Origin of the sequence: Parabacteroides chongii (assembly GCF_029581355.1) — a bacterium.
GTDB lineage: Bacteria > Bacteroidota > Bacteroidia > Bacteroidales > Tannerellaceae > Parabacteroides > Parabacteroides chongii.
On record NZ_CP120849.1, the window covers coordinates 3310676 to 3329866 of the forward strand.

The 19191-nt window shown below is 45.1% G+C and carries 18 protein-coding genes; 16 read left to right on the top strand and 2 right to left on the bottom strand.

Going from position 1 to position 19191, the window contains the following annotated elements:
• The first annotated feature begins 27 nt into the window (after positions 1-27).
• From P3L47_RS12190 to rny, 10 genes are all read left to right on the top strand, one after another.
• Positions 28-702 carry an ABC transporter ATP-binding protein gene (locus P3L47_RS12190; RefSeq protein ID WP_277780956.1) on the top strand — a complete coding sequence of 225 codons (675 nt, stop codon included), beginning with the start codon at positions 28-30 and terminating at the stop codon, positions 700-702.
• Between the two features lie 215 nt (positions 703-917).
• Positions 918-1454, top strand: a complete 537-nt coding sequence (gene hpt / locus P3L47_RS12195; RefSeq protein WP_122360697.1) for a hypoxanthine phosphoribosyltransferase — start codon at positions 918-920, stop codon at positions 1452-1454.
• A gap of 35 nt (positions 1455-1489) precedes the next feature.
• A complete protein-coding gene (locus tag P3L47_RS12200; RefSeq protein WP_122360696.1) occupies positions 1490-2062 on the top strand; it encodes an adenylate kinase in 573 nt (190 codons plus the stop codon).
• Between the two features lie 15 nt (positions 2063-2077).
• Complete coding sequence (gene obgE, locus P3L47_RS12205; protein ID WP_277780957.1) at positions 2078-3244, top strand: GTPase ObgE; 1167 nt, start codon at positions 2078-2080, stop codon at positions 3242-3244.
• On the top strand, positions 3189-4040 hold the full coding sequence (pgeF, locus tag P3L47_RS12210; protein ID WP_277780958.1) for a peptidoglycan editing factor PgeF: 852 nt from the start codon (positions 3189-3191) through the stop codon (positions 4038-4040). The genes obgE and pgeF overlap by 56 nt, the downstream gene beginning before the upstream one ends.
• A gap of 6 nt (positions 4041-4046) precedes the next feature.
• Positions 4047-4736 carry a B3/B4 domain-containing protein gene (locus P3L47_RS12215; RefSeq protein WP_277780959.1) on the top strand — a complete coding sequence of 230 codons (690 nt, stop codon included), beginning with the start codon at positions 4047-4049 and terminating at the stop codon, positions 4734-4736.
• A gap of 129 nt (positions 4737-4865) precedes the next feature.
• Positions 4866-5066, top strand: coding sequence for a winged helix-turn-helix domain-containing protein (locus P3L47_RS12220; protein ID WP_122360692.1), 201 nt, complete (start codon positions 4866-4868; stop codon positions 5064-5066).
• A gap of 148 nt (positions 5067-5214) precedes the next feature.
• A complete protein-coding gene (locus P3L47_RS12225) occupies positions 5215-5508 on the top strand; it encodes a hypothetical protein (RefSeq protein WP_122360691.1) in 294 nt (97 codons plus the stop codon).
• Between the two features lie 5 nt (positions 5509-5513).
• Complete coding sequence (locus P3L47_RS12230) at positions 5514-5810, top strand: cell division protein ZapA (RefSeq protein WP_122360690.1); 297 nt, start codon at positions 5514-5516, stop codon at positions 5808-5810.
• A 107-nt stretch (positions 5811-5917) separates the two neighbouring features.
• Complete coding sequence (gene rny / locus P3L47_RS12235; protein ID WP_122353866.1) at positions 5918-7456, top strand: ribonuclease Y; 1539 nt, start codon at positions 5918-5920, stop codon at positions 7454-7456.
• Between the two features lie 80 nt (positions 7457-7536).
• Here the strand turns inward: rny and P3L47_RS12240 are convergent, their stop codons facing one another.
• Both P3L47_RS12240 and P3L47_RS12245 read right to left on the bottom strand, forming a co-directional pair.
• Positions 7537-9378, bottom strand: a complete 1842-nt coding sequence (locus tag P3L47_RS12240) for an LTA synthase family protein (RefSeq protein WP_277780960.1) — start codon at positions 9376-9378, stop codon at positions 7537-7539.
• Positions 9379-9442: 64 nt separating this feature from the next.
• Positions 9443-11056: an ABC-F family ATP-binding cassette domain-containing protein gene (locus P3L47_RS12245; RefSeq protein WP_277780961.1), complete on the bottom strand. Its 1614-nt coding sequence runs from the start codon at positions 11054-11056 to the stop codon at positions 9443-9445.
• An 810-nt stretch (positions 11057-11866) separates the two neighbouring features.
• Here P3L47_RS12245 and purH point away from each other — a divergent pair.
• The 6 genes from purH (at position 11867) to rodA (ending at position 19187) form a co-directional block, all read left to right on the top strand.
• Entirely contained in the window at positions 11867-13390 is a 1524-nt protein-coding gene (gene purH, locus P3L47_RS12250; protein WP_277780962.1) for a bifunctional phosphoribosylaminoimidazolecarboxamide formyltransferase/IMP cyclohydrolase, read from the top strand.
• Positions 13391-13409: 19 nt separating this feature from the next.
• On the top strand, positions 13410-14429 hold the full coding sequence (locus tag P3L47_RS12255) for a rod shape-determining protein (RefSeq protein WP_122360685.1): 1020 nt from the start codon (positions 13410-13412) through the stop codon (positions 14427-14429).
• A 93-nt stretch (positions 14430-14522) separates the two neighbouring features.
• Entirely contained in the window at positions 14523-15377 is an 855-nt protein-coding gene (mreC, locus tag P3L47_RS12260) for a rod shape-determining protein MreC (RefSeq protein WP_122360684.1), read from the top strand.
• The gene (gene mreD, locus P3L47_RS12265) at positions 15370-15885 is read left to right on the top strand and encodes a rod shape-determining protein MreD (protein ID WP_277780963.1); all 516 of its coding nucleotides are present in this window, start codon (positions 15370-15372) and stop codon (positions 15883-15885) included. The genes mreC and mreD overlap by 8 nt, the downstream gene beginning before the upstream one ends.
• A complete protein-coding gene (gene mrdA / locus P3L47_RS12270) occupies positions 15875-17761 on the top strand; it encodes a penicillin-binding protein 2 (protein WP_122360682.1) in 1887 nt (628 codons plus the stop codon). Before mreD ends, mrdA begins: the two co-directional genes overlap by 11 nt.
• Complete coding sequence (gene rodA / locus P3L47_RS12275; protein WP_277780964.1) at positions 17742-19187, top strand: rod shape-determining protein RodA; 1446 nt, start codon at positions 17742-17744, stop codon at positions 19185-19187. Before mrdA ends, rodA begins: the two co-directional genes overlap by 20 nt.
• The last annotated feature ends 4 nt before the right edge of the window (positions 19188-19191 follow it).

The following is a 19191-nucleotide window of genomic DNA, read 5'->3' on the forward strand; positions in this document are numbered from 1 at the left end:
AACAATAAGAATAATAATAGAAAGATCATGATAAAAGCAGTCAATTTAACGAAAGTGTTTCGTACGGAAAGTGTGGAGACGACAGCCCTTAACGGCATTAATCTAGAAATAAACAAAGGAGAGTTCCTGGCTATTATGGGCCCTTCCGGTTGCGGCAAATCCACCTTGCTCAATTTACTGGGGTTGCTGGATAACCCGACTTCCGGCGAACTGTGGTTTATGGGAGAGGAGGTTTCCCGTTATACGGAGAACAACCGTACCGACCTGCGGAACGGCAACCTGGGGTTTGTCTTCCAGAGTTTCAACCTGATAGACGAACTGACCGTATTTGAAAATGTAGAACTTCCTCTGTTGTATGCCGGGGTTCCGGCAAAAGAACGGATAACGCGGGTCAATGCTGCACTCGACCGGATGCAGATCGCTCACCGGACGGAACATTATCCGCAGCAACTCTCCGGCGGTCAGCAACAGCGTGTAGCAATAGCCCGTGCCATAGTAACGAATCCGCATATCATCCTTGCCGACGAACCGACCGGAAACCTGGACTCTGTAAACGGCAGCGAGGTGATGAACCTGCTTCTCGAATTGAACAAGGAAGGGTCGACCGTTGTCATGGTTACCCACTCGGAAGAAAACGCACGGATGGCAGGACGGCTGATCCGTATGATGGACGGAAATATCCTGACGGAAAGCTATAAATAATGTAAAATGATACTTAATCTTGCCCAGGGTGAAGCCATTTTCTTAGTTGGCTTCACCCTGGGTGGCTTCCTATAATCATAACGTTCGACCCTCTGACGGATGGATGAACCCGAAAATACCATAAACTTTTTCTGAACGGACATATATGCTCTGCCATCCTGTTTGTGCTTCGCTGAAAATGTTGTACCTTTGCTCCCTCGAAAAATAAACGGTATATGGATAAGATCCGATTAAAAGACAAAGAATTTGAACTGTTTATCCCGGAAAAAGAGATCAGGGAGGCCATTGCGAAGATGGCTGAACGGATCAAGGCAGATGTAGGCGACAGCAATCCTCTCTTCGTAGGGGTGTTGAACGGAGCGTTTATGTTTACTGCCGAACTGATGAGGCAGATGGATGCACATTATGAAATTACATTTGCCCGTTATTCTTCTTACCGGGGTCTCAATACCACCGGAGTTGTTCGCGAGATCATGCCGGTGCAGGCCGATGTGAAAGGACGTACCCTGATCTTGCTCGAAGATATCATCGATACCGGCTACACGATGCAGTTCGTGATGGATAAGTTGAGAAACGACGGGGCTGCCGATGTCAAGCTGGCTACGATGTTGTTCAAACCGGATTCCCTGAAATGTGATTTGAAGCCCGACTATGTGGGCATACAGATTCCCAGCGATTTTATTGTAGGCTACGGACTGGATTACGACGAGATGGGACGTGCCTATCGGGATATATATAAGGTAATAGGTTAAAAGGTTATACATTTATATAATTAAGAAACAATATTATGTTGAACGTTGTTATTTTTGGTGCTCCCGGATCAGGAAAGGGAACACAGAGCGAGTTGATCATTAAAGAGTATGGTTTGGATCACATTTCAACAGGTGATGTGTTGCGTGCTGAGATGAAAGGTGAAACAGAACTTGGCAAGATCGCAAAAGATTATATTGAAAAAGGTCAGCTTGTACCGGATGAACTGATTGTCGATATGCTGGCAAAGGTATTGGACAGCAAGGCTGGTTCTAAAGGTGTTATCTTCGACGGTTTCCCTCGTACTATTCCGCAGGCTAAAGCGCTGAAAGAGATGTTGAACAAACGTGGTACGGATGTATCTGTTATGCTGAACCTGCAGGTGGAAGAAGAAGAGCTGATCAACCGTCTGCTGGAACGCGGTAAAGTATCAGGACGTTCTGACGACAATTTGGAAACAATCAAATCCCGTCTGGAAGTTTACCATAACCAGACAGCTCCTTTGGCTGACTACTATGTAGGCGAAGGCAAGCACGTGGGTATTCATGGCATGGGTACAATCGAAGAAATCTTCGGTCGTATCAAGGAAGCAGTAAATAAAGTAAAATAAGAAAGAAATAAGAAAATGGCTGAATCAAACTTTGTAGATTACGTAAAGATCTATTGCCGCTCGGGAAAGGGCGGAAGAGGGTCTTCTCACTTTCGTCGTGAGAAATATATTCCGAAAGGAGGTCCCGACGGAGGCGACGGGGGGAGAGGAGGCCATGTATATCTTCGCGGTAACCGGAACTACTGGACTCTCCTGCATCTGAAGTTCGAACGTCATATCATGGCGACGAACGGAGAAGGCGGAAGTGCCAAACGCAGCTTCGGTAAAGACGGTGAAGACCGGGTGATCGAAGTGCCTTGCGGAACCGTAGTATATGATGCCGAAACTGGTGAATATATCTGCGACGTTACCGAAGACGGACAGGAAGTCATGCTGCTGAAAGGCGGACGAGGCGGATTGGGTAACTGGCATTTCAAAACCTCTACCAACCAGGCGCCCCGTTATTCCCAACCGGGTGAACCGGCTCAGGAACGTAAAGTGATCCTGCAGTTGAAGCTTCTTGCCGACGTTGGCCTGGTAGGTTTCCCGAATGCTGGAAAGTCTACGTTGCTTTCTGTCGTATCGGCTGCCAAACCGAAGATTGCGAACTATCCGTTCACGACACTGGAACCGAACCTGGGTATCGTTAGTTATCGTGACCACCGCTCGTTTGTGATGGCGGATATCCCCGGTATCATAGAAGGTGCCAGCGAAGGGAAAGGTCTCGGACTTCGTTTCCTCCGTCATATCGAACGAAACTCGCTGCTTCTGTTCATGATTCCGGCAGATTCCGACGATATTAAAAAGGAATATGAGATCCTTCATAACGAACTGGTCAAATACAATCCGGAGTTGCTGAGCAAGAGCCGTGTGCTGGCTATCACCAAAAGCGATATGCTGGACGACGAGCTGATCGAGGCGCTGTCGGCGGACTTGCCGGAAGGTGTCCCGCATGTGTTTATCTCCTCGATCACCCAGCAAGGCATTACGGAACTGAAAGACTTGCTGTGGAAGGAACTGAATAAGGAAACTTTCCATCAGGTCGAGAATATCGTCCATCAGAATATCGATGTGAGTTCTATTCCGCTGGATGACGACGACGATTTCGTCTTTCCTGTGGATGAGGATGAGGATGAGGATGATCCGGATGAAGAGTATGAAGAATACGAGTGGGACGACGAAGATGAAGAAACTGAAAAATAAGACAGTTGAAATGTTGCAATTCTCCGGATTAAGCGGAGAATGCAACATTTCTCATTTTATAACGACCCGTCACGGTGGTGTGAGTACAGGCAACTATGCCACGATGAATCCGGGAGCGTATAGCGGAGACGATTTGGCTTCCGTCCGGATGAACCGGCAACTCCTTTCGGATGTAATCGGAATTTCTCCCGAACGGATCTTTGCCCCTTTCCAGATACATGAGGCGGAAATTGGTTGTATCGATGCCGGTTTCCTTTCTCTTACGGAGACGTTGCAGAAAGAAGCAATGAATGGGAAAGATGCTTTGGTGACCGATATGCCCGGCGTTTGCGTGGCTGTCTCTACGGCTGATTGCGTCCCTGTCCTGGTGTATGCACCGGACAAAAAGGTAGTGGCGGCTATCCATGCCGGATGGCGCGGAACGGTAAAACAGATCGTAGCTAAAACCATCGCTTGTATGGCTGACCGTTATTCCTGCGATCCTTCCCGAATGATGGCTGGTATTGCCCCGTCGATCGGGCAGGCTGCTTTTGAAGTAGGCGAGGAGGTGGCTGATGCTTTCCGGACAACCGGAGTGGATATGGACCGTATCATGAAACGGCATCCTCAGACGGGTAAAGCGCATATCGATCTTTGGGAGGCCAACCGTATTCAATTGCTTCAAGCCGGATTACAGGCAGATCGCATCGAGGTTTCGGGTATCTGTACTTATCAGCACGATAAAGATTTTTTCTCAGCCCGTCGGCTGGGTATTAAAAGCGGACGTATCCTGTCCGGCATACTAATTAAAGAGTAATACGATATGATACATGTTTCTATCTCGGAAGAAATGGCAAAGGCTTGTCCGGAATTGCATGTCGCAATTGTACAATGCGACGTAGTAAATACAGCATCAGACGAACAATTGTGGAAAGAGATCACGGAAATGGAAACCCTTGTCCGTACCTCCTGCAAGCTGGAAGAGATAAACAAATTCCTGCCTATACAGGCAACCCGACAGGCTTATAAGCGACTGGGGAAAGATCCGAACCGGTACCGTCCTTCGGCGGAAGCCCTTCGCAGACGTATTCTTCGTGAGTTACCTTTATATAAAATAGATACGCTGGTCGATATCATCAATCTTTTGTCTATCCAAAGCGGCTACTCTATCGGTGGGTTCGATGCCGATAAGATCGACGGAAACCTGGTCTTGGGAGTCGGTAAGGAGGGTGAGCTTTATCATGGTATCGGGCGTGGCGAACTGAATATAGCCGGTCTTCCGGTATATCGCGATAACCAGGGAGGCGTTGGAACTCCGACCAGCGATGAGGAACGGACCAAAATCGACCTGCATACGAAAAAGCTGTTAATGATTATAAACGGGTACTTGGGAGAGAGTGGTTTGCGGGATGCGGTTGCTTATGGTGCCGGTCTTTTAAGCCGATATGTTTCAGCAACAAACTTCGAAATGGAGGAAATAACGCCTGGAAGTAGAGTGAAAATATTGTTATAAACGCGTTAATTATGTTTAGAAACATCAAAAACGCTGCTTTTTATGCTAAAAAACATCTATTTCCTTTTGTTTTAATCGATTAATCTCTAAATTTGCCCCCGTTAACGAATTAACAAAACGAAAAAGAAAATGATCGAATTGATTGGAACAAACGCCGGCCTCGTTTGGAAAGTACTGAATGAAGGCGGAAAAATGAGTGTAAAGGCAGTAAAGAAAGCAACAAAGATCAAAGCAGAAAAAGACATGTATGCTGCGTTTGGTTGGTTAGCAAAAGAAGGCAAGTTGTCTTTTGAAGAAGTTGAAGGTGAATTATTTGTTGCGCTGATTTAATCACGTAACCGATACTAGGTAAAGGAGGGCTGTTCGGATAGTATTTGGACGGCCTTTTGTGTATCTGTACGTTTTCAGTTTAAAAAAACGGACGGAGTGTTGTTTAATTCAATTCAAAATTTTACTTTTGTATAGAATTTGGTGTGAAATGACCGAAGATCAAAAGAGATTGTTGGCTGTATTTGAGGTTAGAGTTCGTGATTTAATGGAATTATGTAATAAGCAAAACCATAAGATCGACGAGCTCACAACTGTTTTGAACCATAAAGAGACAGAATTGAAGCAGGCAATGAAAACGATCGAAGAGTTGAATACCAAATGCGATAAGCTGTTGACGGCAAGAGTAGTTTCTGTAAATGAAGGGGAAATGAAAAGTGCCAGGATGCGTTTATCGAAGTTAGTGCGGGAAGTAGACAAGTGCATTGCACTATTAAACGAATAGAAGCGATGGACGATAAATTTCTTATACATTTAGAAATAGCCGAAAAGAGCTACGGCCTCTGGATTAATCGGGGAGAAGAACAACTTGCGCGGGATGCCGCCAAGCAGATCCGGAATAAGATTAACCAGTATCGGCAATATTTTGCTAAATCCGATTTGGATGTAAAAGATTTGTTAGCCATGGTTGCTTTTCAATTGTCTATGAGTAATTTGCAATTGGAAGATAAAAACGATACAAGTCCTATTACAGATAAGATACAGGAGCTCACGGGTGAGTTGGAACGGTATCTGAAGGATAAGTAATTATATAATAATTGTAAGAAGAGTTTCCGCACTGCTCTGCACGGTGAATCGTGTATTGTAGTGTTTTTTTTGTTTTTATATATAAATGAATTTAAACTATAAGTAAAATGGCTGTGTATATAATCATATCATCAATTGTGGCTCTCCTGATAGGAGGGTTGTTGACATGGTTGAGCATGCGTTTTCTTCTGAAGTCGAGGTACGATTCCGTGCTGAGGGAAGCTGAGAAGGAAGCAGAAGTGATCAAGAAAAACAAATTGCTGGAAGTAAAGGAGAAATTTCTTCACCTGAAAGCAGATTTGGAGAAACAAGTATCGGCAAGGAATGCAAAGATTCAGTCTGCCGAAGGTAAGTTGAAACAACGTGAACTGACATTAAACCAGCGTCAGGAAGATTTGCAGCGTAAAAACTGCGAAATAGATGCGGTAAAGGAGAATCTGGCTAACCAGCTGGAACTGGTAGATCGTAAAAAGCAGGATCTGGAAAAACTTCATCAGAGAGAGATCGAACAGTTGGAAGCTCTTTCTGGTCTTTCTGCCGACGAAGCAAAAGAACGTTTGATCGAATCGTTGAAAGACGAAGCCAAATCGGAAGCTACTTCTTATATCAATGAGATCATGGAAGAAGCAAAGATGACGGCTAATAAAGAAGCGAAGAAGATCGTTATCCAGTCTATCCAGCGTGTCGCGACTGAAACGGCGATTGAAAACTCAATCACTGTATTCCATATCGAATCGGACGAGATCAAAGGCCGTATCATCGGTCGTGAAGGTCGTAACATCCGCGCACTGGAAGCTGCTACCGGTATTGAGATCGTGGTGGACGATACTCCTGAAGCAATCGTGCTTTCCGGATTCGATCCTGTCCGTCGTGAAATAGCCCGTTTGGCATTGCACCAGTTGGTACAGGACGGACGTATTCACCCGGCACGTATCGAAGAAGTGGTGACTAAAGTGAAAAAGCAGGTGGAAGACGAAGTGGTTGAAACAGGTAAACGTACCGTGATCGACCTGGGGGTTCATGGATTGCATCCTGAACTGATCCGTATGATCGGTAAGATGAAATATCGTTCTTCTTATGGTCAGAACCTGTTGCAGCATGCTCGTGAAACAGCCAACCTTTGTGCTGTGATGGCTTCTGAGCTGGGACTGAACCCGAAGAAAGCAAAACGTGCAGGCCTGTTACATGATATAGGTAAAGTGCCTGATGACGAACCGGAATTGCCGCACGCAATCCTGGGTATGAAGCTTTGCGAGAAATATAAGGAAAAACCGGATATTTGCAATGCGGTAGGTGCTCACCACGATGAGATCGAGATGCAGACGCTGTTGGCTCCGATCGTTCAGGTATGTGATGCTATCTCCGGTGCTCGTCCGGGTGCCCGTCGTGAGATCGTAGAAGCTTATATCAAACGTTTGAATGATCTGGAACAATTGGCGCTGTCTTATCCGGGTGTTGTGAAGACCTATGCTATTCAGGCTGGTCGTGAGCTTCGCGTAATCGTAGGAGCGGATAAGATCGACGATAAGGATACGGAAAATCTGTCAAACGAAATAGCAAAGAAGATCCAGGACGAAATGACTTATCCGGGTCAGGTGAAGATAACGGTTATCCGTGAAACACGTGCTGTAAGTTATGCGAAATAAGCGTATATAATTAAGTAAATTATAATTCAATAAAAAAAGGCAGATCGGAAGATCTGCCTTTTTATTTCTGCCTGTTTAGGTTACCGGTTACCCAGGTCGTCGTATAGTGTTTGTAGCAGAACTTTTCCTTTATTCAGGCGTTCGTTGCTGTTCTCTGCCGGGCTTTCGATCAGTGGTTTGTTACTCTCGTTGTCATATACGGAGATACCTGTGCTGTTGATGAATCCGAACCCGTTCGGGAATGTATAGAATGCATATTCCGGGTATCCGGGAGCCAGTATGTCGCGGCTGAATGTGAAGGAATCGTGAGGTAAGTTCAGTTGGCTTAGCAATGTCGCTGCCAGGTCTGTCTGATTGGCATATGTGTCGATGATTGCAGGTTCTTTGATTGTACCGCCCAGCCAGATCATCGGGATATGGAAGCGTCGGGGTTCATAGTCCGTTAACGATGCAGGATAACGGTAGCCGTGGTCGGAAACCAATACGACCAAGGTGTTTTTCCAGACGGGTAATTCCTTTAGCTGGCCGATGAAACTGCCGATACAGCTATCGGTGAAAGCCATCGAGTTGAGATACGGGTCTTCCAGGTGATGGTAGGGCACTTCGAATGGTTCGTGGCTGCTCAATGTCAGGAAGGTACTGAGCCACGGTGTCTTTTCGTCTCTTTCCCGGATCGATTCGTACAGGTGGGTAAAGGTTATATTGTCATTGGCTCCCCATTTGCTTAACCTGCTGGAAAGCGGGAAATCACGGTCGGCAGTTATTTGGCTGTACCCGGAGCTGAAGAAATAACTTTGCATATTGGTGAAGTTGATATCTCCGCCATAAAGCATATCGGCTGTATATCCCTGTTCACCCAGGCTTTTGGCAATGGACGGGAGTGTCTGGCTTTTGGCGGGATACTTCATGATAGAAGTGGTCGGTTGTGCCAAATAGCCATTCAGTACGGATACTATTCCCCGGTCGGTACGGAAAGAATTGGCATACATATTCGTGAAAGTGATTCCTTCCTGGCTTAGTTTGTTGAGGTTGGGAGTGATTCCGGGTTCACCGCCTACTGCTTCGATAGCATTTGCTGTAAAACTTTCCATCAGAATAATCAGGATATTGGGGCGATCGGTTGTCAGTAAAGATCGCTTTTCTGCATTTCCGGGCAATGTGTCGTTGGTTTGCGTTAAGGCTGTATATCGTTCCTGTCTCTCTTCTTCGGGAAAGAAATTGAACTGGGCTGCAAAATCCTGCTGTTTGCTCAATGACGCAAGCAAGCTGAAAGCCGGATTGATTGCTGAATGGTTCAGGAATTGATTCTTACTGAAATAAACCATGCCGACATTGGCGGTAGAAGTCGTTACACCTCCCCGGATCGGGATGAATAGTATGCCTCCCAACAGGAGAACGATCATTGTCCCTCCTAATCTGCTGCGGACAGGGGTTGCAGGGAATAGCGGAATAATAAAGCGTTTGAATACCCAAAATATTCCATATGCATATATAAGGAATAGCAGAAACTGCAGAAAGAAGGTTCCGACAGGAACGCTTGCCATCGCATCAGCCGGAGATTGCAGGTAGAAGAATAATGTGGCATCCAGCCGGAAGCCCCAATATCCGTAAAGTGCCACGTCGACAGCAAAGATCGCTGCGATCAGAAGTGCTGCAACCCCAAAATATCCTTTCAGAAATTTCTGATAGAATGCTCCCGGCAACCAGATGGAGATCAATATACAAAGTAGAGGAATAGCAGTCAGATATCCCGAAACCGTACAGTCAAGCAATAAACCATGTGTGATTACCTTAAGGTAATCGGTTAGCGAACACCCGTTCGCTAAGGCGTGGTGATATAAAATGAAGACCGGCTTTTGAATTGCAAGGATCGGAAGCCAGCAAAAAAATACTGTCAGAATAAATAATAACCGTTTTTTCATCACTCTGTCTATTTGGGTGTAGTATAAAATAAAGAAGGGCGACTGTTACAGCCGCCCTTTATAATTATTTGTATAACTTTTCACGTAGTTCGGCTACTGTCGGATCGGTGATGTAATCATCGTAATCCATCATCTTGTCGATAATACCATTCGGAGTCAGTTCGATAATACGGTTCGAAACCGTCTGAATAAACTCATGGTCATGGCTGGAGAACAGGATATTACCCTTAAACTGCTGCAATGTATTATTGAATGCCTGAATAGACTCCAAATCCAAATGGTTGGTCGGTGTATCTAGAATCAGACAGTTCGCATCCGTAAGCATCATGCGTGAAATCATACAACGCATCTTCTCACCTCCGGACAATACGCTCACCTTCTTCAACAACTCTTCGCCGGAGAACAACATGCGGCCGAGGAATCCTTTCAAGAACACATCGTTCGTGTCCGGTGAGAACTGGCTCAACCAGTCGATCAGATTATAATCGGAAGCGAAATATTTGGCGTTATCCAACGGCAGATAGCTTGTCGTAATGGTCTGCCCCCACTGATAAGTACCTTCGTCGGCCTTCTCCTCGCCGTTGATAATTTGGAACAGGGCAGTCATGGCACGCGGGTCGCGGCTGATGAATACCACTTTGTCTTCCTTCTCAACGTTGAAGTTCAAATCCTTAAACAATACTTTGCCTTCAATGCTCTTCGTCAGTCCTTTTACTTCCAGAATCTGATTGCCCGGCTCACGATTCGGCGTGAAGATGATGCCTGGATAGCGGCGTGAAGACGGCTTGATCTCTTCTATATTCAGTTTCTCCAACATCTTCTTACGGCTGGTAGTCTGCTTAGACTTAGCCACGTTGGCACTGAAACGGCGAATAAATTCTTCCAGCTCCTTCTTCTTTTCTTCCGCCTTCTTGTTTTGGTTCTGCTGCTGGCGAAGTGCCAACTGGCTTGATTCGTACCAGAAGCTATAGTTGCCGGCAAACATCTGTAGCTTACCGAAGTCGATATCTACCGTATGTGTACAAACAGAGTCGAGGAAGTGGCGGTCGTGGCTCACAACCAAGATGGTATGTTCCGAGTTAGACAGATAGTTCTCCAACCAGCCAACCGTTTCAAGGTCGAGGTCGTTGGTCGGCTCATCCAGCAACAGGTTGTCCGGCTGACCAAACAGAGCGCGTGCAAGCAAGATACGCACCTTCTGCTTACCACTCAGGTCTTTCATCATGCTGTAATGATATTCTTCGCTGATACCCAGACCGCTGAGTAGGCTGGCTGCATCGCTTTCGGCGTTCCATCCTTCCATTTCGGCGAACTTCTCTTCCAGTTCCGATACGCGGATACCGTCGGCATCGCTGAAATCCGGTTTTTCGTAAAGCGCATTCTTTTCGCTCATCACCTCCCACAGGGTGGTATGTCCCATCAAAACGGTATCCATCACCGTATATTCGTCGAAAGCAAAGTGGTCCTGGCTCAATACCGAAAGACGTTCTCCCGGACCCAGGCTCACCGAACCGCGCGTCGGGTCGAGCTGTTTGCTGATCACGCGAAGAAATGTTGATTTTCCGGCACCGTTGGCACCGATAATACCGTAGCAGTTACCCGGCGTAAACTTCATGTTTACATCCTGAAAAAGGATACGTTTGCCGAACTGTACGTCCAGATTGTTTACTGTTATCATATTTTGAGTATCTATTAAATTTCGAATGAGTGTGCAAAGATACTAAAAACAGACGTTCTGTGCCAGCCCGAATCGTTTTAATCGGAGTAACCGCATCAAAATATCGTGTATTTTTATAAAAGATAACCCGTTGGCGGAATTTATTTCGCCCATACCCTTCACCTGTCACTCGTGTTGTATTAGCCTGTTAAGCAGTTAGATACGGTGAATGGTGACGTTTCACTGACAAAATAGCCGCCGGAGCCAATATCTGTGACTGCCGGAGCTACTTCCAATGGATGCCGGAGCTATTTTCAGTGGGTGCCGCAGCCAATACGAACGGGTGCCTACTCATTTTGAATAAGTGCCCGCCCATTGAAGAGAATACGTAAGTATTTCCGAAAAAAAGATAGCTCTTTTGAAGATAAAAGTCCCTTCTTTTGATTTTAAAAGTCTTGTCTTAACATTTCAAAAGACCCTACTTTTGATTTGTGATTTTTAGCCTTTATAAAGACGTGTCACCGGAAAATGCAGATACATAGATAGATGTAAGCGGTGACGGGTGAAGGCTTATCTGCGTTCCGTTAATATTGTATGTCAATTATCTCTATTATTGCTTCACATCTTTCTGGATAATGGCATTGTTGAGTCTTTCCTTTTTGTCTTTTTCGTTGTTTTTTCTGTTTTTTCGGGATTTGCCCCTACAGTTTTCAACAGATTCTAAGTTTTATTAATGAATTGCCTCGGGAAATTAATTCTCAACATTCATATACATATTGAAAATAATTATCTACTTTTGTGCTCTAAAACATTAAAATAAACCTAACAAAGATGGCTGCAACAAAACGTATTAAGCGTGCATTGGTCTCCGTGTTTCATAAAGAGGGACTGGATGAAATCTTAAAAAAACTCCACAATGAAGGTGTGACTTTTGTGTCAACTGGTGGAACTCAGACGTTTATCGAATCATTAGGCATCCCTTGCGATGCGGTAGAAGACCTGACTGGTTATCCTTCTATCTTGGGAGGACGTGTTAAAACACTTCACCCGAAAGTTTTTGGCGGCATTCTTAATCGTAGAGAAAATGAAGGCGACAGAGAACAGATCGCTCAATACGAAATTCCAGAAATTGACCTCGTGATTGTAGACCTGTATCCGTTTGAGGAAACAGTTGCTTCCGGAGCTGAAGAACAGGCAATCATCGAAAAGATAGATATAGGCGGTATCTCATTGATCCGTGCCGCTGCAAAGAACTTCAAAGATGTAGTGATCGTAGCATCTAAAGCACAGTATCAGCCTTTGATGCAAGTGCTGAATGAAAAAGGGGCAGAAACTTCCCTGGAAGACCGTAAATGGTTTGCCAAAGAAGCTTTTGCTGTTTCTTCTGGCTATGATTCTGCTATTTTCAATTATTTTGACGGACGCGAAGGCTCTCACCTGCGTGTTGCTGTAGATCAGCCAATGCACCTGCGTTACGGTGAAAACCCGCACCAGGCTGCCAAATACTATGGTAAGTTCAACGATATGTTCGATCAGATCCATGGTAAGGAAATTTCTTACAACAACTTGCTGGATATCGATGCTGCTGTCAGCCTGATCGACGAGTTCGACGAACTGACATTCGCTATCCTGAAACATAATAACGCATGTGGTATCGCATCCCGTCCGACTGTGCTCGAAGCATGGAAAGATGCATTGGCCGGTGACCCGGTTTCTGCTTTCGGCGGTATCCTGATTACCAACAGCGTGATCGATAAAGAAGTAGCAGAAGAGATCAACAAGATCTTCTTCGAAGTGATCATCGCCCCGGAATATACAAAAGACGCTTTGGAAGTGCTGATGCAGAAGAAAAACCGCATCATTCTGATCCGTAAGGAAGCAAAGACATGTCCGATGCAATTCCGCTCACTATTGAATGGTGCATTGATGCAGGAAAAAGACCTGAGCATCCAGACTGCTGCAGATCTGGAACCGATGACTGACAAAAAGCCTTCCGCACAGGAAACGGCAGACCTGTTGTTCGCTAATAAACTGGTGAAACACAGCAAATCGAACGCTATCACATTGGTAAAGAACAAACAGCTTTGTGCCAGTGGTATCGGTCAGACATCGCGCGTAGATTCTTTGAAACAAGCTATTGAAAAGGCAAACTCTTTCAAATTTGATCTGAAAGGTGCCGTTATGGCTTCTGATGCATTTTTCCCGTTTCCTGACTGTGTTGAGATTGCTGATAAGGCAGGTATTACTGCCGTTATCCAACCGGGTGGTTCTGTAAATGACAAGCTGTCTGTTGATTATTGTAATGAACATGGCTTGGCTATGGTTAAGACGGGAGTCCGTCATTTCAAACACTAAAAAAACACCTTATTAAAAAATGGGATTATTTTCTTTTACACAAGAAATAGCGATGGACCTGGGTACTGCGAATACCATCATCATCAGTGGTGGTAAGGTCGTGGTAGATCAGCCATCGGTAGTTGCCCTCGACCGGCGTACCGACAAGGTGCTGGCAGTCGGAGAGAAGGCACGCCAGATGCACGGAAAGACGCACGAGAATATTCGTACGATCCGTCCGTTGCGCGATGGTGTGATTGCCGACTTCTTTGCTGCCGAGCAAATGATACGCGGTATGATCAAAATGATAAATCCGAAACATCGCTGGTTTTCTCCTTCATTGCGGATCGTGGTTTGTATCCCGTCCGGAAGCACTGAAGTGGAGATACGTGCCGTACGTGACTCTGCCGAGCATGCCGGAGGACGCGATGTTTATATGATCTATGAACCTATGGCAGCTGCGATCGGTATCGGTATCGATGTGGAAGCGCCCGAAGGAAACATGATCGTGGATATAGGCGGTGGTACGACTGAGATCGCTGTTATCTCGTTGGGTGGTATCGTTTCCAATAAATCGATCCGTATCGCCGGGGATGACCTGACGGCTGATATAATGGAATATATGCGTCGCCAGCATAATGTGAAAGTCGGTGAACGTACAGCCGAGTTGATCAAGATCAATGTCGGTTCTGCATTGACGTTCCTGGATAATCCTCCTGAAGATTATATTGTACATGGTCCGAATCAGATGACGGCTCTTCCGATGGAAGTTCCTGTTTCTTATCAGGAAATAGCACACTGTCTGGAAAAATCTATTTCCAAGATGGAAGCAGCTATCCTGAGCGCACTCGAACAGACTCCTCCCGAACTGTATGCCGATATCGTACGCAACGGTATCTATTTGGCAGGTGGTGGTGCTCTGATGCGCGGGCTTGACAAGCGTCTGACGGACAAGATCAATATCCCGTTCCATATTGCAGAAGATCCGTTGCATGCGGTTGCAAAAGGTACGGGCGTAGCATTGAAGAATATAGATAAATTTAATTTCCTTATCCGATAAAATAGTTGACAGTTGACAGTTGACAAGTGACAGTTTAATTTTTATTCTAACTGTCAACTGTCACTTGTCAACTGTTAACTTGTTATATGGCTTATGCGTAAACTGCTGGACTTCCTGGTAAGAAAGAGGCATTGGTTTCTGTTTGTTTTGCTTGAGATTGTTTCGTTGATGCTGATCTATCGTAATAATGCATACCAGCGGAATATCATCTTTAGTTCGGCAAACGTATTGACCGGTCATATTTCATCTGTTTCCGGTTATGTGACATCCTATCTGGACCTGCGTGAAATAAACAAGGAGTTGCTGGAGAGGAACGGGCAGTTGGAAATGGATTTGCTGGAGTTGCAGGACCGTCTAGATATGATGGTCGCCGATACACTTACTTTTAGCGGGTTTGCTCCTGATTCGACCGAACAGTTTCCGTATAGTTTTGTCTTGGCGGAGGTTGTGAATAATAGTGTAAGCCATCTTTCGAATTACATCACTGTGAATAAAGGACGTAAAGACGGTATCGCACCGGATATGGGCGTTGTTTCCGAAAGGGGAGTTGTTGGCATTGTTTCCACTGTGACAGATCAGTTCTCAGTGATCATCCCTTTACTTAATCCTAAATCACGGTTGAGTTGCAAGGTGTTGGGAAGTAGTTATTTCGGTTCGTTGAGTTGGAATGGACGAAATACCCGCTATGCCAACCTGGAAGAACTGCCACGGCATGTGGAGTTTCAGAAAGGAGATACGATCGTGACGAGCGGTTATTCGAGTGTGTTCCCGGCAGGACTGGTTGTCGGTACGGTTTCCGACTTTGAGAAACAGCACGACGATAACTTCTTTTCACTGGAGGTGGAACTGGCGACAGATTTTCAGTCGTTAAACAACGTCAGGATCATTAAGAATTATAATCAGGCAGAACAGAGAAGAGTAGAACAAGAGGCGAGGAGAAATGATTAATTTATTACGGGGGTTGATTTATTTCGTTGTATTGGTATTGATTCAGGTGTTGATCCTGAACAATATACATTTCCTGCGGGTCGCAACGCCGTTTTTATATCTTTATTTCATCATAAAGATGCCGGTAGGAACGTCGCGCGATGTGGTTGTTTTGTCTTCTTTTCTGATCGGGCTGGTGATCGATATGTTCTCAAATACGCCGGGAATGCATGCTGCGGCATGTACACTGGCTGGGGTTATACGTGAACCCTTGATTCGCTTTTTCATGGGAAAGGACCTGCCCGAAGGGATCTACCCTTCCTATAAGACCTTTGGCTATGGTGGTTTCTTCCGATATGTTTTCTCATTCGTGGTGATCCATCATGTCACTTTATTCCTGATCGAATCGCTGACTTTATTCGATCCGTTATTCCTTGCGATCCGTATCGGTGCGAGTGTGGTAACGACTACATTATTAATTTGTACGATAGAAGCTTTCAATATAGAGACACAGAAGAGTGGAGACTAATACGAAGTATACACTTGAGAACAGGCGTTATGTAATAATAGGTGCCGTAGTTCTGTTGGTTCTCATCTTTATTGTTCGTTTGTTCTACCTTCAGGTGGTGGAAAACGATTATAAAGCATGGGCTGACAGCAATGCGTTTTTGAAAAAGACCCTGAACCCCTCCCGTGGGATGATCTATGACCGTAATGATAAACTGTTAGTCTACAATCAACCGGCTTATGATGTGATGCTTATTATGCGTGAGGTTCAGCCTTTCGATACGCTGGATTTCTGTAATATCCTCAATATAACCAAGGAGCAGTTCGAAAAGCAGATCGCCAATATCAAGAACCGCCGGTTGAATCCGGGATATTCGTCATATGTCCCGCAATTGTTTATGAATCATCTTTCAGCACAGGAGTGTGGCGTATTGCAGGAAAAACTGTATAAATTCCCCGGCTTTTATATTCAGAACCGTACGATTCGTCAATATGAATATCCCTATGCGGCACATGTGTTGGGTAATATAGGGGAAGTAAACCGGAAAGATATAGAAAAAGACGATTATTATGTACAGGGAGATTACGCCGGTCGTGCAGGAGTTGAACGTTCATATGAGAAAGAGTTGCGTGGTGTAAAAGGAGTGGAGATTCTTTTACGGGATGTGCATGGTCGTATAAAGGGAAAATACGATGACGGGAACAGCGATATTCATCCGGTTTCGGGTAAGAGTTTGAAACTGGCAATAGATATTGATTTGCAGGCTTACGGAGAGAAGCTGATGCGGAATAAGGTTGGAAGTATCGTGATGATAGAACCGGAAACAGGTGAAGTGCTTTGTATGGTTTCTTCACCTAATTACGATCCGAGCTTGCTGGTCGGACGCCAGCGGGGTAAGAATCATAAGATGCTGGAGGAGACTCCCCAGACTCCGCTTATCGATCGTTCTATAACCGGTTTTTATCCTCCCGGTTCGACGTTTAAACCCACACAGGGGCTGATCTTTTTACAGGAAGGGGTGATAACGCCTGAAACGATGTATACCTGTGCGCATGGATATACTTATTCTCCAAAGCGGAAACCGGCCTGTCACGGACATCCTTCTCCTTTGAGTCTGGTCCCGGCTTTGGCAACTTCCTGTAACTCTTATTTCTGTTGGGGGTTACATGATATGCTGGATAGCCGCCGTCGTTATCCGACCATACAAAAAGGTTTTGAGGTTTGGAAGAATCACCTGGTATCTATGGGATACGGCTATCAGTTGGGAATCGATTTGCCTGGAGAAAGAAGAGGATTTGTCCCGAACAGTAAGTTTTATGATAATTATTATCACCGTTGGACTTCTACGACAGTCATCTCTATTGCAATCGGTCAGGGAGAAATAGCAGCAACGCCGTTACAAATTTGTAATTTGGCGGCAACAATTGCCAATCGGGGATATTTTATTACCCCTCATGTCGTGAAAGAAATACAGGATACACCTTTGGATACTCTTTATACAAACAAACGATATCCGACTGTGGATGCAAAACATTATGAAGTTGTTGCGGAAGGTATGCGCAATGCGGTACTGGGCGGTACTTGCTGGGCTGCAGCGATTCCCGGTATTGAAGTATGCGGTAAAACCGGTACAGCTGAAAACCCTCATGGAAAGGACCATTCTGCCTTTATCGGCTTTGCTCCTTATAAGAACCCGAAAGTGGCTATTTGCGTCTATGTTCAAAATGGAGGTTTCGGTGCGGCGTTTGGAGTTCCTATCGGTAAGTTAATGATGGAATATTATCTGAAGGGTGAAATATCACCGGAAGATAAAGCCTTGGAAGAAAAAATGACAAATTCGGTGGTAACTGAAGACCGTGTTTATTTATTATCTGATTATGGGGTACAGAAAGACTGAAATGTGGAAGACGATTGACTGGTTTACCATTATACTTTATATGTTGATGATAGTAGCCGGTTGGTTCACTATTTGTGGTGCCAGTTTTGAGTTTGACAGCATGAGCCTGTTTGATATAAACGGACGTCCCGGATCGCAGCTGATGTGGGTGGGTATTTCTATGGTGGTTATTTTTGTCATACTGATGCTGGAAAGCGATTTCTTCGATGTCTTCGGTTATCTGATATATGCAGCTATTATCCTTTTGCTGATAGCTACTATCTTTTTTGCTCCGAATATCAAAGGATCTCATTCATGGTTGCAACTGGGGTCTTTCCGTATACAGCCGGCGGAGTTTGCAAAGTTTGCAACGGCACTGGCTGTGGCGAAGTTCATGAATTCTTATGGATTTCAACTGACCACAGTCAAGAACTTTTCTATAACACTCCTGCTTATTTTCCTGCCGATGATTTGTATCATTCTGCAAAAAGAAACCGGTTCGGCATTGGTTTATTTTGCTTTTTTCCTGATGCTATATCGGGAGGGCATGTCCGGATATATTCTGCTGGCAGGTGTTTGTGCGGTAGCTTTTTTTGTGACGACCATGAAGTTCTCGGATGTTGTAGTAGGTGCAACGGATATGGGAACATTGATTGTCTCTTCAATGATATTGGTTATTTCTTTTTTTCTTGTGGCTAGAATTCGCAAGAACAGGATGGCTTTACAGATTATGCTGGGAGGGACGGCTCTCGTGTATCTGGTAGCTTATATAACTTCTCTTTTTATCCCCGTAAATTTTGCCTGGGTTTCAGTGGGATTAGTCGGACTGGCTATCGTTTATCTGATATATCTTTCTCTTCGTAACTGGGTGTGGCATTATGGAATGATAGCGGCTTTTGCTTTAGGGTCGATGGCTTTTATGTATTCGGTGGATTATGTATTCGATGAAATACTGGAGCCTCACCAGCAAATTCGTATCAAAGTGTCGTTGGGATTGGAAGATGATCCCAGCGGAGCAGGTTATAATGTGAATCAGTCGAAGATCGCTATCGGGTCGGGTGGGTTGACCGGGAAAGGTTTTTTAAACGGGACACAGACCAAATTGAAATATGTGCCGGAGCAGGAAACCGATTTTATTTTTTGTACGGTAGGCGAGGAACATGGTTTTGTCGGTTCTACGCTTGTCCTTCTCCTGTTTGGGGCATTTATTATCCGATTAGTCGTGCTTGCAGAACGGCAGAATACAACATTTGGCAGGGTGTACGGATATAGTGTTGCCTCCATATTCTTCTTTCACCTGGCTATCAACGTCGGAATGGTTACCGGGCTGACTCCTGTGATCGGTATTCCGTTGCCTTTCTTCAGTTATGGAGGCTCTTCTTTATTAGGTTTTACAATCTTATTATTTATTTTCCTTCGGCTGGATGCTTCCCGGAGAGAGCGTTGATCTT

Excerpts from the sequence above, each read along its gene's own strand:
- P3L47_RS12190 (WP_277780956.1), top strand. The coding sequence starts at position 28 with ATGATAAAAGCAGTCAATTTAACGAAAGTGTTTCGTACGGAAAGTGTG.
- hpt (WP_122360697.1), top strand. The coding sequence starts at position 918 with ATGGATAAGATCCGATTAAAAGACAAAGAATTTGAACTGTTTATCCCG.
- P3L47_RS12200 (WP_122360696.1), top strand. The coding sequence starts at position 1,490 with ATGTTGAACGTTGTTATTTTTGGTGCTCCCGGATCAGGAAAGGGAACA.
- obgE (WP_277780957.1), top strand. The coding sequence starts at position 2,078 with ATGGCTGAATCAAACTTTGTAGATTACGTAAAGATCTATTGCCGCTCG.
- pgeF (WP_277780958.1), top strand. The coding sequence starts at position 3,189 with ATGAAGAGTATGAAGAATACGAGTGGGACGACGAAGATGAAGAAACTG.
- P3L47_RS12215 (WP_277780959.1), top strand. The coding sequence starts at position 4,047 with ATGATACATGTTTCTATCTCGGAAGAAATGGCAAAGGCTTGTCCGGAA.
- P3L47_RS12220 (WP_122360692.1), top strand. The coding sequence starts at position 4,866 with ATGATCGAATTGATTGGAACAAACGCCGGCCTCGTTTGGAAAGTACTG.
- P3L47_RS12225 (WP_122360691.1), top strand. The coding sequence starts at position 5,215 with ATGACCGAAGATCAAAAGAGATTGTTGGCTGTATTTGAGGTTAGAGTT.
- P3L47_RS12230 (WP_122360690.1), top strand. The coding sequence starts at position 5,514 with ATGGACGATAAATTTCTTATACATTTAGAAATAGCCGAAAAGAGCTAC.
- rny (WP_122353866.1), top strand. The coding sequence starts at position 5,918 with ATGGCTGTGTATATAATCATATCATCAATTGTGGCTCTCCTGATAGGA.
- P3L47_RS12240 (WP_277780960.1), bottom strand. The coding sequence starts at position 9,378 with ATGAAAAAACGGTTATTATTTATTCTGACAGTATTTTTTTGCTGGCTT.
- P3L47_RS12245 (WP_277780961.1), bottom strand. The coding sequence starts at position 11,056 with ATGATAACAGTAAACAATCTGGACGTACAGTTCGGCAAACGTATCCTT.
- purH (WP_277780962.1), top strand. The coding sequence starts at position 11,867 with ATGGCTGCAACAAAACGTATTAAGCGTGCATTGGTCTCCGTGTTTCAT.
- P3L47_RS12255 (WP_122360685.1), top strand. The coding sequence starts at position 13,410 with ATGGGATTATTTTCTTTTACACAAGAAATAGCGATGGACCTGGGTACT.
- mreC (WP_122360684.1), top strand. The coding sequence starts at position 14,523 with ATGCGTAAACTGCTGGACTTCCTGGTAAGAAAGAGGCATTGGTTTCTG.
- mreD (WP_277780963.1), top strand. The coding sequence starts at position 15,370 with ATGATTAATTTATTACGGGGGTTGATTTATTTCGTTGTATTGGTATTG.
- rodA (WP_277780964.1), top strand. The coding sequence starts at position 17,742 with ATGGGGTACAGAAAGACTGAAATGTGGAAGACGATTGACTGGTTTACC.